Annotated in this window: 12 protein-coding genes; 10 read left to right on the top strand and 2 right to left on the bottom strand. The window is 58.7% G+C overall.

The annotated features are described in order from the left end of the window. Positions 1–33: 33 nt before the first annotated feature. From KUIN1_RS01710 to KUIN1_RS01730, 5 genes are all read left to right on the top strand, one after another. Entirely contained in the window at positions 34–588 is a 555-nt protein-coding gene (locus tag KUIN1_RS01710; RefSeq protein WP_024641261.1) for a YecA/YgfB family protein, read from the top strand. A 75-nt stretch (positions 589–663) separates the two neighbouring features. Then, entirely contained in the window at positions 664–1,998 is a 1,335-nt protein-coding gene (gene pepP, locus KUIN1_RS01715; RefSeq protein ID WP_024640253.1) for a Xaa-Pro aminopeptidase, read from the top strand. Then, positions 1,995–3,182, top strand: a complete 1,188-nt coding sequence (gene ubiH / locus KUIN1_RS01720) for a 2-octaprenyl-6-methoxyphenyl hydroxylase (RefSeq protein WP_011266319.1) — start codon at positions 1,995–1,997, stop codon at positions 3,180–3,182. Before pepP ends, ubiH begins: the two co-directional genes overlap by 4 nt. Before the next feature lie 51 nt (positions 3,183–3,233). After that, complete coding sequence (locus KUIN1_RS01725) at positions 3,234–4,463, top strand: 2-octaprenyl-3-methyl-6-methoxy-1,4-benzoquinol hydroxylase (RefSeq protein ID WP_011266320.1); 1,230 nt, start codon at positions 3,234–3,236, stop codon at positions 4,461–4,463. A 272-nt stretch (positions 4,464–4,735) separates the two neighbouring features. Beyond that, positions 4,736–6,087 (top strand): IS3 family transposase gene (locus KUIN1_RS01730; RefSeq protein ID WP_096127119.1). Its coding sequence is split into 2 segments (ribosomal slippage): positions 4,736–5,195 and positions 5,195–6,087, totalling 1,353 coding nucleotides; the frame shifts between segments, so codons are not numbered across the junction. Positions 6,088–6,665: 578 nt separating this feature from the next. On the opposite strand, the gene KUIN1_RS01755 is transcribed toward KUIN1_RS01730, so the two are convergent. Continuing rightward, positions 6,666–7,658 carry an AraC family transcriptional regulator gene (locus tag KUIN1_RS01755; protein WP_152091792.1) on the bottom strand — a complete coding sequence of 331 codons (993 nt, stop codon included), beginning with the start codon at positions 7,656–7,658 and terminating at the stop codon, positions 6,666–6,668. 638 nt (positions 7,659–8,296) lie between these two features. On the opposite strand from KUIN1_RS01755, the gene KUIN1_RS01760 reads away from it, so the two are divergent. From KUIN1_RS01760 to KUIN1_RS01775, 4 genes are all read left to right on the top strand, one after another. Further along, entirely contained in the window at positions 8,297–9,580 is a 1,284-nt protein-coding gene (locus KUIN1_RS01760; protein WP_057457430.1) for an MFS transporter, read from the top strand. A gap of 213 nt (positions 9,581–9,793) precedes the next feature. Then, positions 9,794–10,375, top strand: coding sequence for an alpha/beta hydrolase (locus KUIN1_RS01765; RefSeq protein WP_011266323.1), 582 nt, complete (start codon positions 9,794–9,796; stop codon positions 10,373–10,375). 83 nt (positions 10,376–10,458) lie between these two features. Then, the gene (locus KUIN1_RS01770) at positions 10,459–11,409 is read left to right on the top strand and encodes a sigma 54-interacting transcriptional regulator (protein ID WP_024639271.1); all 951 of its coding nucleotides are present in this window, start codon (positions 10,459–10,461) and stop codon (positions 11,407–11,409) included. Positions 11,410–11,612: 203 nt separating this feature from the next. Next, positions 11,613–12,395: a MetQ/NlpA family ABC transporter substrate-binding protein gene (locus KUIN1_RS01775; protein WP_003403204.1), complete on the top strand. Its 783-nt coding sequence runs from the start codon at positions 11,613–11,615 to the stop codon at positions 12,393–12,395. Positions 12,396–12,557: 162 nt separating this feature from the next. On the opposite strand, the gene KUIN1_RS01785 is transcribed toward KUIN1_RS01775, so the two are convergent. Continuing rightward, a complete protein-coding gene (locus KUIN1_RS01785; protein ID WP_032655436.1) occupies positions 12,558–13,811 on the bottom strand; it encodes a lipase family protein in 1,254 nt (417 codons plus the stop codon). Positions 13,812–14,277: 466 nt separating this feature from the next. Between KUIN1_RS01785 and KUIN1_RS01795 the strand changes: the two genes are divergently transcribed. Further along, on the top strand, positions 14,278–14,958 hold the full coding sequence (locus KUIN1_RS01795; RefSeq protein ID WP_152091793.1) for a class I SAM-dependent methyltransferase: 681 nt from the start codon (positions 14,278–14,280) through the stop codon (positions 14,956–14,958). Positions 14,959–14,989 lie beyond the last annotated feature (31 nt).

Consider the following 14,989-nt stretch of genomic DNA (forward strand, 5'->3'; position numbering starts at 1 on the left):
CTAGACATTGCGCCGTTTGGCGACTAGCTACCCATGCCCATTCAGAATTCTCCGTACAAAGCGTTCGCCACTCTGCTCAACAGTGGCGGTCACCAGGTATCTCCTGCCGAGCTGCATGGCCTGTTGCTGGGGCGCAGTTGCGCAGCTGCCGGTTTCGACTACGAAGGCTGGTTCGCCGACGCGTCGCAACTGCTGGAAACCGAGCCGCAAGCCAATATCCGTCAGGCCCTCATCGGCCTGCAAGAGATGGTCAAGGGCGAGCTCACCGGCGACGACATGACCGTCGTGCTGTTGCTGCCGGGCGACGATGAGCCGCTGACCGAGCGTGCTGCTGCGCTGGGCCAATGGTGTCAGGGATTTTTGATGGGCTTCGGTCTGAACATTGGTGACAAGCCGCTGGGCACCGAGGCCAAGGCTGTTCTGGAGGATCTGGCGGCGATTGCCCAGGTTCAGGACGCGCTGGAAGAGTCCGAAGACGGCGAAACCGACTACATGGAAGTCATGGAGTACATGCGTGTAGCGCCGCTGCTGCTGTTCACTGAATTCAACGAGCCGTCCGCGCCGCAACCCAAGCCTTCCCTGCACTGATAGCCGATCACTGCGACACCGGCCAGCGCTTGCCACAGCGCGAGCCGGTGGACTCCATCAGGACGCCCGCTGCCCATGATTCAGATCCCGAAGTCCGAGTACGCCCGCCGCCGCAAGGCTCTGATGGCTCAGATGGAGCCGGACAGCATTGCCATCCTGCCCGCCGCTGCGGTTGCCATTCGCAATCGTGACGTCGAGCACGTCTATCGGCAGGACAGCGACTTTCAGTACCTGAGCGGCTTTCCCGAGCCGGAAGCGGTGGTGGTGCTGATCCCCGGTCGTGAATACGGTGAGTACGTATTGTTCTGCCGCGAGCGCAACCCCGAGCGCGAGCTGTGGGAAGGCCTTCGCGCGGGGCAGGAAGGCGCGATCCGCGAGTACGGTGCGGACGATGCGTTCCCCATCAATGACATCGATGAAATCCTGCCCGGCCTGATCGAAGGCCGGGATCGGGTGTATTCAGCGATGGGCAGCAATCCCGAATTCGACCGGCACCTGATGGACTGGATCAACGTGATTCGCTCCAAGGCGCACCTCGGTGCCCAGCCGCCCAAGGAGTTTGTGGCGCTGGACCATCTGTTGCACGATATGCGCCTGTACAAGTCCGCCGCGGAAATCAAAGTCATGCGTTGCGCGGCGGATATTTCCGCGCGGGCCCATGTGCGGGCGATGCAGGCCTGCCGCGCGGGGTTGCATGAGTTCAGTCTGGAAGCCGAACTGGACTACGAGTTCCGCAAGGGCGGTTCGAAGATGCCTGCCTATGGCTCGATCGTCGCCTCGGGTCGCAACGGTTGCATCCTGCATTACCAGCAGAACGACGCGGTGCTCAGGGACGGTGATCTGGTGTTGATCGACGCGGGCTGCGAAATCGACTGCTATGCCAGCGACATCACCCGTACCTTCCCGGTGAACGGCAGGTTTTCCCCCGAACAGAAAGCCATCTACGAGCTGGTGCTCAAGTCCCAGCAGGCGGCCTTCGCGGCCATCGGGCCTGACAAACACTGGAACCAGGCACACGAGGCGACGGTCAAGGTGATTACCGCCGGGCTGGTCGAGCTGGGCCTGCTGCGCGGCGATGTCGGCGAGCTGATCGAAAGCGAGGCCTACAAGATGTTTTACATGCACCGTGCCGGGCACTGGCTGGGCATGGATGTGCATGACGTCGGCGAATACAAGGTCGGCGGCGAGTGGCGCGTACTGGAGGTTGGCATGACGCTGACCGTTGAACCCGGGATTTACATATCCCCCGACAACCTGGACGTCGCGAAGAAATGGCGAGGTATTGGTGTGCGAATCGAGGATGACGTGGTTGTGACCAGGCAGGGGTGTGAAATTCTGTCCGGCGGCGTGCCCAAGACCGTCGCCGAGATCGAGGCGCTGATGGCGGCTGCACAGGAACAGGTCGTATGAGCCGCTTCAATATCGCCATCGTCGGCGGCGGATTGGTCGGTGCAAGCCTTGCGCTGTCGCTGCAGGCCGGTGCCAAGGCGCGCGGCTGGAAAATCGTGCTCATCGAGCCCTTCGCGCCGGGTGAAGCCTGGCAGCCCAGCTACGATGCGCGTTCTTCGGCACTGTCGTTCGGCTCGCGACGCATCTATGAACGGCTTGGCCTCTGGCAGCAGATTTCCCGACGCGCCGAGCCGATCCTGCAAATCCAGGTGTCGGACCGGGGTCGCTTCGGCGCCACTCGCCTGTCTGCGATCGAAGAGGGCGTTCCGGCGCTTGGCTATGTAGTCGAAAACGCCTGGCTCGGTCAGGCTCTGTGGGCCGGGCTGGACCGTGATGTGGTCAGTTGGCGTGTGCCGGCCGAGGTCAAACACATGCAGCCATTGGCCGATGGTTATCGCCTGAGCCTCAGTGACGACAGCGAACTGGACTGCGACCTGGCCGTGCTGGCCGACGGTGGCCGTTCCAGTCTGCGCGAACAGTTGGGTATCGGGGTGCGGCAACGGCCTTACGACCAGCATGCGCTGATTGCCAATATCACGCCGAGCGAAGCTCACTGCGGGCAGGCGTTTGAACGTTTTACCGAAGACGGGCCGATGGCGCTGCTGCCATTGCCGGATAACCGCTGTGCGTTGGTCTGGACACGTCCGGGCAACGATACCCAGCGTCTGGCCGAGCTGGACGACCGCAGTTTTCTGGAAGAGCTGCAGGGCGTGTTTGGCTATCGCCTGGGCACGCTGCGTCAGGTAGGTGCCCGGCATGTCTACCCCTTGGCACTGATCGAAGCCGAAGAGCAGGTGCGCTCGCATCTGGTGATCCTGGGCAACGCGGCGCACAGTCTGCATCCGGTCGCCGGGCAGGGGTTCAATCTGTCCTTGCGCGACGCCGATGCACTGGCCGAGACGCTGCTGGACAGCGACGCGCCGCCCGGTGCGCTGCCGACGCTGCAGCTCTACCGTGAGCGCCAGCGCCAGGATCAGCAATTGACCGTGGGCTTTTCCGACAAGGTGACGCGCCTGTTCGGCAGCTCCCGGTCGGCGGTTGCCACCGGGCGTAACGTCGGGTTGCTCGGCCTGGACCTGCTGCCTGCCGCCAAGCGCTGGTTTGCCCGCCAGGCCATGGGGTTGGGGACTCGATCCGATGTGTGAATCACCCACTTTAAACACAGGGCTTCGGCCGCAAGCGAGAACGGTTTGACCATGGAAACGCGCGCAGATGTGCTGATTGTCGGAGCCGGAATGGTCGGCAGTGCCCTTGCCTTGGCATTGCAGGACAGCGGCCTTGATGTGCTGGTGGTCGACGGTGGACCGCTGAGCGTCGAACCGTTTGATCAGCAGTCGAGCTTCGAGCCGCGGGTCAGCGCCTTGTCGGCGGCCAGCCAGCGAATCCTCCAGCGGCTGGGCGTGTGGGAAGGCATCGCAGCCCGGCGCATCAGCCCGTATGCGCATATGCAGGTCTGGGACGGCAGCGGCACCGGGCAGATTCACTTCTCGGCCTCCAGCGTGCATGCCGACGTGCTCGGTCACATCATCGAGAATCGTGTGGTGCAGGACGCGTTGCTCGACCGTCTGCATGCCAGCGACATCGGCCTGCTGGCCAATGCGCGGCTTGAACAGATGCGTCACTCCGGCGATGACTGGCTGCTGACTCTGGCTGATGGCCGTCAGCTGCGCGCACCGCTGGTGGTGGCTGCCGACGGTGCCAATTCCGCCGTGCGCCGCCTGACTGAAACGCCGACGCGTGAATGGGATTACCTGCATCACGCGATCGTCACCAGCGTGCGCACCGCCGATCCCCACAGGAAAACCGCCTGGCAGCGTTTCACCGATGACGGGCCGCTGGCCTTTCTGCCGCTGGAGCGCGAGGGCGAGCACTGGTGTTCCATCGTCTGGTCAGTCACACCTGCCGAAGCCGAGCGCCTGATGGTGCTGGAAGATGACCTGTTCTGCCGCGAACTGGAGCAGGCATTCGAAGGACGACTGGGCCAGGTGCTGTCTGCCGATAGCCGCCTGTGTGTGCCGCTGCGTCAGCGTCACGCCAAGCGGTACGTTGCCGGAGGATTGGCACTGATTGGTGATGCGGCCCACACCATTCACCCGCTGGCCGGGCAGGGCGTGAACCTCGGTTTTCTCGACGCCGCAGTGCTGGCGGAAGTCCTGACCCATGCCGCAAGGCGCGGCGAGCGCTGGTCTGACCTGCGTGTGCTGGGCCGCTACGAGCGCCGCCGCATGCCGCACAACCTTGCACTGATGGCCGCGATGGAAGGCTTCGAACGCCTGTTCCAGGCCGACCCGCTGCCCTTGCGCTGGTTGCGCAACACCGGCCTGAAAATGGTCAACCGCATGCCCGAAGCCAAGGCGCTGTTCGTCCGCGAGGCACTGGGTTTGTCGGGGGATCTGCCTGAACTGGCGCGGATCGAAGCACGCTAGAAACCAAAACATACCTACGCGGAGCCCAGGCGCGACGGTGTTCTTGAGAGCACTATCGTTCCTCACGCTTCAGCGTCGCGTGACGCTCTACGTCACATAATCAGGATAGGACGCAGAGCGTCCAGAACGGCATACCCACGCGGAGCATGGGTACGATGGTGTTCTTCAGGGCGCGTTACGCTCGCGATCCCCCGGACACCTATCGTTCCTCACGCTCCAGTGGACTGCCCCCAAGAAGTTGGACACCAATCCGACCTAATGGGGGTGTTCAAATGGCCAAGTATTCAGAGCAATTCAAACTCACCGTCGTCAAAGCGTACCTTGAAGGCAACATCGGCTTTCGTAAGGTGGCCAGTCAGTTCTCGATCGATTTCAGCCTGCTTCGACGCTGGGTCGCCAATTACAAGAGCCATGGGCACACAGGCCATCGCAAGCCTGGTCTTCGGTACAGTAAAGCCTTCAAACGCTCAGTGCTTGAGCACAAGCGCGAGCACGGGCTGTCGCTTCGCCAGACCGCAGCGCATTTTGGTATTGGTGATCCTGGCCAAATAGTCATTTGGGAACAGCAGCATTACAGTGACGGTCTAGCCCCGCGTGTTCCCACAAGAAGAAAGCCTGCTGCCATGCCCAAGAAGCCTTATCCCACCGAACCCGTAACCGCTGACGATACGCACAAGACACGCGACCAGTTAATGGCCGAGCTTGAATACCTGCGCATGGAGAACGCTTACCTAAAAAAGTTGGAAGAGTTGAAGGAGCAGCAACGACGGCAAAAGAAAAAGCCCTGATCGTCAAACAACTGAGGAACCGGTTTCCGATGTGCGCCCTTCTGACGCTGGCGGGCCTGGCGCGCAGCACGTTTTACTATCAGGCTCAGGTGCAATCCAGACCCGATCCAGATGCAGCTCTGAAGCAGGAGATAGAGCGTGTTTATCACGAGGAGAGAGGTCTTTATGGGGCTCGGCGTATCACGGCGGTCATTCGCAACTCAGGCACGTTGGTCAACAAGAAGGTTGTGGAGCGATTGATGGCTGAACTGGGCCTGAGATCAGTTGTGCGACCCAAGAAGTACCGCTCCTATAAGGGCACCGTCGGGAAAATTGCGCCGAATTTGCTGGAGCGCAAGTTCACGGCGCAACGCCCGAACCAGAAATGGGTGACCGATGTGACCGAGTTTAAAGTGGCCAATCGAAAGCTGTACCTCTCGCCCGTGATGGACCTGTACAACGGTGAGATCGTGGCGTACGAAGTGTCTACCAGGCCGTGCTTTGAGCTGGTCACCAATATGCTGGACAAGGCTCTCCAGCAGTTGCAGGACGAGCCGAAGCTTGTGATGCACTCGGATCAGGGCTGGCAGTATCAACACGCGCAGTACCGTCAAAAGCTGGCGGTCAAGGGCGTGAAGCAAAGCATGTCGCGTAAGGGAAATTGCCTGGACAATGCCGCAATGGAAAGCTTCTTTGGTACGCTGAAGTCCGAGTTTTTCTATTTGAAACGATTTGAAAGCATAGAAGAGCTGAAGGCAGGTCTGGATGAGTACATCCGCTACTACAACAATGACCGCATCAAGCTGAAGCTAAACGGCTTGAGCCCCGTAAAATACAGGGCTCAGGCGGCGAGCTAAAACTGTCCAACTTTCGGGGGGCAGTCCACAGCGTGGGAATGCCTGTCGTGACGCTCTGCGTCACATAATCAGGAGAGGACGCAGAGCGTCCAGAACGGCATACCCACGCGGAGCATGGGTACGATGGTGTTCTTCAGAGCACGTTACGCTCGCGATCCCCCGGACACCTATCGTTCCTCACGCTCCAGCGTGGGAATGCCTGTCGTGACGCTCTGCGTCACATAATCAGGAGAGGACGCAGAGCGTCCAGAACGGCATACCCACGCGGAGCATGGGCACGATGGTGTTCTTCAGGGCGCGTTACGCCCGCGATCCCCCGGACACCTATCGTTCCTCACGCTCCAGCGTGGGAATGCCTGTCGTGACGCTCTGCGTCACATAATCAGTAGAGGACGCAAAGCGTCCAGAACGGCATACCCACGCGGAGCATGGGTACGATAGGCGTTGTTCTTGAGAGCACCATCGTTCCTTACGCTCCAGCGTGGGAATGCCCTTCGTGACGCTCCGCGTCACCCATCTGCGCAGCGCCGCTTGATCAAGAGTGGACGCTGAGCATGGGCACGATGGTGTGCCCCCCATCAGCGCACCACGCCGCTACGGTACTGTTCCGGTGTCAGCCCGGTCCAGCGTTTGAAGGCGCGGCTCAGGCAGTCGGTGTCGGAAAAACCCAGCAGGTAGGCGATTTCGCTCAGCGAGCTTTGCTGATCGTTCATGTGCAGCAGCGCCAGGTTCTGGCGGCATTGGTTGAGCAGCAGGTCATAGCAGCAGCCCTCGTCCGCCAGATGACGCTGCAGGCTGCGCGTGCTCAGGTGCAGGGCTTCGGCGATGCTGTGGGCGGTGGGCTCGCCGTCCGGCAGCAGGGTTTCGATGGCCGAGCGTACGCGCTGCTCCCAGATCAGTGACGGTAACGGATCCCCTTGGGATTCCTGGCCGTTCAGCTGCACCGGGCCGTCATCCAGGTGGCTGTCGAATTGATCACCGTCAAACTCCAGCAAGTTCTCCTGCGCCGCAAACATGACCGGTGAGCGAAACAGGTCGTGCCAGGGCCGCGGGTCGTCGGGTGCCGGACGCTGCAGGTGCACGGCAAGCGGCGCATAGCCCCGGCCTAACCGATTGCGGCAGGTGCGTACGTAAATGGCGGCAAATGCATCGAGCAGCTCATGCACCGGTGACTGACAGGAGGGCGGCGTGCCGAAGCGAAATTCATAACGCTCGCCGACTGTCCTGAAGTCCAGCTCCAGAGAGTCCTCGGCCATCGAGCGGTAACGTACGATGCGCTCGAAAACTTCGCGTAGCGAACCGCTGGCGACCAGCGTATAGCCCAGCGCATGAAACGCTGTCGGGCTGACAAAGCGTGAAACACGCAAACCCAGCGCCGGATCAAGGCTGGCTTGCACTGCCCGTTGCCAAAGCGCAGCGGCGACATCCGGCGAGAATTGCGCACCGGGTTCACTGAGCAAATTCAGGTCTATGCCCGCGCTCTGGCACAACGCATCGCTGTCCATACCCAGGGCAGTAAGCTGCTTGCGCAGCGCGGGGGTCCAGCTGGCGAGACTGCTTGGCTCGGGCATGCGCACGCCTCTTCCTGACATGAGGTGACTTCAGCATCAGGCCAGTGCCGGCAGGGCCTCTCCGGACAACTCCCTTGCCTGACGCCGCCTTCAAGAATGAGAGCATTTGTGACAGTTGTGCAAGTGCCAGGACGCATTTCTTGCCGTCTCGCAGAAAATATCCCGCGCTGTAACCGCTGAGCGATGCCCTATAGGCGCAAACGAGCTGCGTACAGACGCTGATTGCAAAGTCGTCGTATGACGCGAAAATGCATCTCCCATTCTCAATGCTCCCCTGACCCATTGCTGAAGCAGGTCATAGCGTTTCTGTCATTTGACACCGGAATGGCAAATGACTATAAGTTCACTATGTTGTACGACAACATAAGACTCGAAAAAAATTACAACCACAAAAATAATTCAAAGAGTAACAACCTCATGACCAGTCTGAATTCTCAGGCCATAAAAGCATGCTTCTCGCACGGAAAATCTGTTTTTACACATGATCGTCGGCAGAAAGCGCCTAAAAGTCTTCTGAAGAAAACGTAATCTGAAGTTACACAAAACCAGCCGCCTCACGGCCTTGGCCGCGGGACGCTCATCGCCAATCTAAAAATAAACAGGGTGAAGAGATGAAGATAAAAGGCATTCGTTGGTGGATGGTGGGGCTGGTCACGGCCGGCCTGGTGGTCAACTACCTGGCACGCAACACACTGTCCGTCGCAGCTCCGACGCTCATGAGCGAGCTGAGCATTTCCACCGAGCAGTACGCGCACATCGTGGTCGCCTGGCAACTGTGCTACGCCATCATGCAACCTGTGGCGGGCTACATCATTGATGCGATCGGCACCAAGATGGGCTTTGCGATTTTCGCCATCGCCTGGTCTGCCGCCTGCGCTGCTGCCGCCTTCGCAACCGGCTGGCAGAGTCTGGCGATCTTCCGCGGCATGCTCGGCCTGACCGAAGCCGCGGGGCTTCCGGCCGGCGTCAAGGCGACCACTGAATGGTTTCCGGCCAAGGAGCGCTCGGTCGCCATCGGCTGGTTCAACATCGGTTCGTCGTTCGGCGCATTGCTTGCGCCGCCGCTGGTGGTCTGGGCCATTCTGCAGAGTGGCTGGGAGCTGGCGTTTCTGATTGTCGGCGGTCTGGGCATTGTGTGGAGCGGCCTGTGGCTGCTGCTGTACAAACACCCGCGCGATCAGAAGCGTCTGGGCGATGCCGAACGTGACTACATCCTCAGCGGCCAGGAAGCGCGTCTGAAGGACGCACCTGCCCAGAAAGGCAGCTGGAAGCGACTGTTCAAAAACCGTAATTTCTACGCGATTGCCTCGGCGCGAATCCTCTCCGAGCCTGCCTGGCAGACCTTCAATGCGTGGATTCCGCTGTACCTGATGACCGAGCGCCACATGAACATCAAGGAAGTCGCGATGTTCGCCTGGCTGCCGTTTCTGGCGGCTGACATCGGCTGCGTACTGGGCGGCTACCTCAGCCCGCTGTTCCACAAGTACTGCAAGGTGTCGCTGTTCACCTCGCGCAAGATGGTCATGCTGTTCGGCTGCTCCTGCATGATCGGGCCAGCGTGCATCGGGCTGGTCGAAAGTCCCTACACCGCTATTGCCTTGTTGTGCATCGGTGGTTTTGCTCACCAGACCCTGTCGGGCGCGCTGTATTCGATCACCTCGGATTCATTCGGCAAAAACGAGGTGGCTACGGCGACCGGGATGGGCGGAATGTTCGGCTTTTTCGGGGCGGCGGCATTCACCATGGTGTTCGGCGTGCTGGTCACCAAAATCGGCTACAGCCCGCTGTTCGTGGTGCTGGCGATTTTCGACATCGTCGCTGCGATTGTGGTGTGGAACGTTGCCCGTGAAGTCCCGCAGCATGACGACACAGTGCCGTTGACTGCGGACGAGCAGGGTCCGCGTACTGTGCCTGCAACCTGAGGCCGTCGTAATCCTGTAACGAAGTGCGGATAATCTTTGCCCTGAAAGTGATTTTTATTAGAGGCCGTTCCTCGAAGGCAGGGAGTGGCCTCTTTTTTTGTCTGTCAGCTGATATTCGTTTTGGGAATTAATAAATAGCTTCTTATTCCTTAGCGAATATAACTTCCATCCCTATACTCGTCTCATGAACGCATACATGCAGGAGGCGAATCCATGCATAACGAGTCGATCCGGTATCTGATCGTGCCAGGCTGGCAAGGGTCTCCTGACGATCATTGGCAGACCCACTGGCAGAACAGCCTGCCCAACAGCACGCGCGTGGAGCAGGCCGACTGGCTCAAGCCACGTCGTGAAGACTGGGTGGGTGAGTTGCAACGCACGATTGCCGCGCATGACACGCCAGTGATCCTGATCGCGCACAGCCTGGGTTGCGTCACGGTCGCGCACTGGGCTCGACTCGCGCCGCTGGAAACCTTGCGTCAGGTGCAGGGCGCACTGCTGGTGGCACCGGCCGACGTCGAGCGTCCGAATTGCCCGCCTGCATTGCGTAATTTCGCGCCGATCCCTACTGATCTATTGCCGTTTCCGACGCAGATCGTCAGCTCTGACAACGACCCTGCGGTCAGCTCCCAGCGTGCCATGGAGATGGCGCGTCATTGGGGCGCCGAGCTAGGTTTTTTGAGTCAGGCCGGGCATATCAACGTCAAGTCTGGCCATCAACGCTGGGAGCAGGGCTTCGCTTACCTGTACCGCCTGCAAAACCGTCTGGAGCAACACGCGCGTCGTCGTGCATGACCGGGCAGCTTGTTTATCGGACTCATCGGGTCCCGTCTTTTTAAACGCTTGAGCCATCGCAAGGGCTCAGGCGGGAGTGTGTCATGAGCCTTCACGAAAACTTCGGCCAGCCGCTGCTGACCTTTCCCGATGCGGAAAAAAGCCCACTGAGCATTCGCGCCAAGGCGCTGGTGTTCATCGATCCACGCTCGCGCCGGTTGCGTGAAGAAATGGAGCAACTGGCTCCCCGTTCTCTTCCGGTACTGATCCGTGGCGAGTCCGGGACCGGCAAGGAATTGCTGGCCCGGCACATTCATCGCGGCAGTGATCGCTCGGGTTTGTTCGTTTCAGTGAACTGCGGTGCCATCAGCCCTACATACGCCGATGCCGAATTGTTCGGCTATGCCGCCGGAGCCCACAGTGGGACGGTCAGCAGCCGCGCGGGATGGTTCGGTTCGGCCAATGGCGGCACCTTGTACCTGGACGAGATCGGCGACCTGCCGTTGCCGATCCAGGTCAAGCTGCTGGCGGCCCTTGAAAATCACGAAGTCACGCGAGTGGGCGCGCAGCAGCCGAGCCCGGTCGATGTGCGTCTGGTCGCCGCCACCAGTATCGATCTGGCGCAGGCCGTGGCTGCCGGGAAATTCCACGAGCGTCTTTATCATTACCTGAGCGAGGGCCGCCTCGATCTGCCTGCATTGCGCGAGCAGCCGGGCAACATCCTGCCGTTGGCCGAATATTTTGTCGGGATCTACAGCCAGCGTCTGAACCTGCCGGTGCAACTGATCAGCGAGGAGGCGCAGCGGACGCTGGAGGCCCACAGCTGGCCCGGCAATACCCGTGAACTGGAGAACGTCATTCACTTCGCCCTGCTGGTCAGCAGCGGTGATGAAATTCGCGCACAGGATATCAATCTGCCGGACATCGCCGATCCGTTGACGCTGATCGAGCGCCAGACGCAGCTATTGCTCAACGGTAGTGATGGCAGGCAGCTTTCCGCGCTCAGGCAATTGCTTGAAACAGTCACCTCGGAGCTGGCGCGGCTACCTGCTTGAGCGCGTCCCGGCGCGGTCTTGATGAGGTACAGTAGCTTCTGGTGCAAAAAAGCATAAGCACTCGATTAAAAAGTATTTTATCGGAATATAAAACACCGGTAATGTCAGCATGATGTCGCAGGGTTCGGATAGCTGTGGCAAATCATTGAATAATAAGGTGTCATTTTCTGGATGACGCTCTCGGATTTCGTTAAGGACATTGCATGAAAAAGACGTTTTTGCTGACCGCTCTGGCGGCTGTGTTCTCCATTGGCCTGGCTCACGCAGGTGAAAAGCTGGTCGTCGGCGCAACGCCCGTACCGCATGCGGAAATCCTCAAACTGATCCAGCCGACGCTGGCCAAGGAAGGTGTGGACCTGGAAATCAAGGTCTTCACTGACTACGTACAACCCAACGTCCAGTTGAGCGAGAAGCGTCTGGATGCCAACTACTTCCAGACCAAGCCTTACCTGGATGGCTTCAACAAGGGTAAAGGCACCAACCTGGTAACCGGCGTTGGCGTGCATGTCGAACCGTTCGGCGGCTACTCGAAAAAGTACAAGAGCGTGAAAGATCTGCCTGAAGGCGCAACCATTGCCATTCCGAACGAAGGCAGCAACGCCGGGCGTGCGCTGATCCTGTTGGACAAGAACGGCCTGATCACCCTGAAGGATCCGAAAAACGCACTGTCCACGCCGAAAGACATCGCCAGCAACCCGAAGAATTTCAAGTTCCGCGAACTGGAGTCGGCTGTACTGCCACGCGCCTTGAGCCAGGTTGACCTCGCGCTGATCAATACCAACTACGCGCTGGAAGCCAAGCTCAATCCGAAGAAAGACGCGCTGATCATCGAGGGTTCGGATTCGCCGTACGTGAACTTCCTCGTGACCCGCGAAGACAACGCCCACACCGACGCCATCGAGAAACTGTCGAAAGCGCTGACCAGCCAGGAAGTGAAAGACTTCATCAACAAGAAGTACGACGGCGCGGTACTGCCTGCGTTCTGACCCACTGACTCTCGTTCCTCCAACTATCATGCGACGCTCCGCGTCGCATGCCGTTCTGAACGCTCCGCGTCCGATCCTGAATGTGCGACGCTGCACAGATTTGTGACGCAGAGCGTCACCCAAGGCATTCCCACGCTGGAGCGTGAGGAACGATAACCTCAACTATCGTGCGACGCTCTTCGTCTCCCCACAATTCCCCGTCATAAGCTCCCCCGAAAATGCTTTCTCGACAAAACGTGTCGAGTCCGGCAGTGAGCCATTCACTGCGCCGGAGTGATCCAGTTGCGGGTAGTAATGCCATTCGATGCGGTCGCCTGCCCTGCACGCGTCCTTGACCAGCGCGATCTGGCTGCGAACAGGTGAGATGACATCCTTGCCCCCGGTACCGATAAATACCGGAATGTCCGACTTTACCGTCGGGTAGTCCGAATGGCGATTGACCTGATCCAGTGCTTTCTCGGGTGAACGTTTGAAACTGTTGTTGAACGTCAGTCCATCCGCGACCACCTTGCGCTCGATGGCTTGCAGGCATTCACGCTGGCTGGTTTCAAACGCGGGCTTCGCGCGGTCGCTCAGGTAATCGGCGGGATGCAGCAACGGGTTGATCAGCGCGGCGGTACTCAATCGCAACAGGTTGTAGGCCAGCGACGGCGAGACCTGATCGCGGAAGTTATCCGATCCCGTATGTTTCTCATGCAATTGAGCCATCGGATACGGCGTCCCGGTCGCAACCACGCCGACAATATTCAGCTCCGGTGCGTAAGTCTTCTTGTAGACCGCCGTCGCAAACGCCGCACGACCGCCCTGCGACTGACCAAACACAACAACCCGCGAAGACAGATTGAAATCCGCCCTCTGAACTGCACGAATGCTGTCCAGAACGCCGTAAGCCAGCGGGCTGCTCAGCCCGAACGGATGCAGCCCCGGCGTCCCCAGTCCCTCATAGTCAGTGGCCACAATCGCGTAACCGCGCCCGAGCCATTCATTCAGATAGCGCGTGTCGCGACCACTGCGCCCGGCAAAAGAAGGCGCGCAGACATCCGCACTACCAACCGTGCCATGCGCCCACGCCATCAACGGCCATCCACCCTTCGGCGGCGTGCCCTTGGGAGTAAACAGTGCGCCGGAGACTACGACTGGCTGGTTGTTGAGCCCATCGGTGGAGGTATACAAAATACGGACATTCTGGCTAGCATTATCAAGGCTCTGAATGGGCGTCAGTGGCTCGGCGCGCAGCATCCGTCCGGGCGTTGACGGCACTTTATCTGTCCATGCGTAAAACGCGGGAACACCGCCTTCGCCTGGCTGGGTAGCGCCGACAGTTTTCGCGCTAGTGCCTGGTGCTCCGCTACAGCCTGTGAGCAGAGCTATCAGCAAGGCGACCAGAGCGGTCGAGGATCCTGGCGACGAGTACATGAATATTTCTCCGCGCGTTCACAGGAGAGGGCGTATCAGTGTCTTCGATAGTAAGCCGATTGAAGTACCCGCGTCACTGAGTGCAGCAGGTTCAGTGCATGAATCGAGCGATGTGAGCAAGCCCGCTATTCTATTCGTACTTTTGAACTAAGACCCTCATATGGATGAATCCTGTCATTCGTCGTTGACAAAATACCGGATCCAATACCTTGATTTTTCTTGACAGGAAATGGGGTTGGGTGTAAATATTTTGCCCGCTGCAATCCGTTTATTAGGCTGTTAAAAATGGATGCGACACGACTCATAATAAAATGGATTTTAAATGATGCCCTATTGTCTTGATCGCCATCTTCTATTCGCGACAGCGCTTCAAAGTCCATAATCTCATTGCTGGTATTTACAGGTCGCGCCGGTAGCGCGAAACAATGTGTTGTACATTGACCTCTAAAATAGGCAGGGAGTTACTATGAGAGTAGTGGACAGTTCCGTTCTGAAAAAGTGGTACGACAGCGAGTACAGTGCGTGCAGTAGTGGTACTTTGTTTGGCGAGTTAAGGGAGGAGTTAAAACGGTTTTTATCAAACTTGCCTGATGGTCCTGGTGACGTGCTGGAGCTTGGCTGCGGAGACGGTCGCAACCTCGCGGCTTTGGCGATTAAAGGCTACAGCCTTAGCGGCGTGGACATGGTTGACAGCACGGTACATAGCCGCCAGCTCAATCCATGGCTAAAGGACATGAATTTTCAGCAAGCGAATATCCTGAACTACACACCCGCACCTGAAGGTTACGACGTACTGGTGTGTTCTGAAGTGCTCCACTTTTTCACTAAAGATGAGCTTCAACAGGTCATGCCGAAAATAATCGGTGCAGTGAAACCCGGCGGGTATATCGTTCTGGACTTGTTGTCCGACTTGACTCGTTTCTTTCAAGCCACGGGAGAGCCGTTTATCTGGGATAAAGAAGCCGGGCTGTCCATCCAGGACAGCGAAGGCTTTTTTGATCGATGGCTTAGTGGCTTCGATATTGTTGATTTCAGTCACTTTTTTGATAATCAAAGTTGGCCACTTACCGACTCCGTCAGCCTGCCAGTAGAGCCTTATACATGGCAAGGTACTTATGTGTCGGTGTGTGCTAAAAAACGTAAGTAATGCCAGGGATGTTTCGCTTAAAAGGAAGTTA

Origin of the sequence: Pseudomonas sp. KUIN-1, from assembly GCF_009176725.1 — a bacterium.
GTDB lineage: Bacteria > Pseudomonadota > Gammaproteobacteria > Pseudomonadales > Pseudomonadaceae > Aquipseudomonas > Aquipseudomonas fragariae.

Bases quoted from the DNA above. Each gene is read 5' to 3' on its own strand.
- KUIN1_RS01710 (WP_024641261.1), top strand. From the start codon at position 34: ATGCCCATTCAGAATTCTCCGTACAAAGCGTTCGCCACTCTGCTCAAC.
- pepP (WP_024640253.1), top strand. From the start codon at position 664: ATGATTCAGATCCCGAAGTCCGAGTACGCCCGCCGCCGCAAGGCTCTG.
- ubiH (WP_011266319.1), top strand. From the start codon at position 1,995: ATGAGCCGCTTCAATATCGCCATCGTCGGCGGCGGATTGGTCGGTGCA.
- KUIN1_RS01725 (WP_011266320.1), top strand. From the start codon at position 3,234: ATGGAAACGCGCGCAGATGTGCTGATTGTCGGAGCCGGAATGGTCGGC.
- KUIN1_RS01755 (WP_152091792.1), bottom strand. From the start codon at position 7,658: ATGCCCGAGCCAAGCAGTCTCGCCAGCTGGACCCCCGCGCTGCGCAAG.
- KUIN1_RS01760 (WP_057457430.1), top strand. From the start codon at position 8,297: ATGGTGGGGCTGGTCACGGCCGGCCTGGTGGTCAACTACCTGGCACGC.
- KUIN1_RS01765 (WP_011266323.1), top strand. From the start codon at position 9,794: ATGCATAACGAGTCGATCCGGTATCTGATCGTGCCAGGCTGGCAAGGG.
- KUIN1_RS01770 (WP_024639271.1), top strand. From the start codon at position 10,459: ATGAGCCTTCACGAAAACTTCGGCCAGCCGCTGCTGACCTTTCCCGAT.
- KUIN1_RS01775 (WP_003403204.1), top strand. From the start codon at position 11,613: ATGAAAAAGACGTTTTTGCTGACCGCTCTGGCGGCTGTGTTCTCCATT.
- KUIN1_RS01785 (WP_032655436.1), bottom strand. From the start codon at position 13,811: ATGTACTCGTCGCCAGGATCCTCGACCGCTCTGGTCGCCTTGCTGATA.
- KUIN1_RS01795 (WP_152091793.1), top strand. From the start codon at position 14,278: ATGAGAGTAGTGGACAGTTCCGTTCTGAAAAAGTGGTACGACAGCGAG.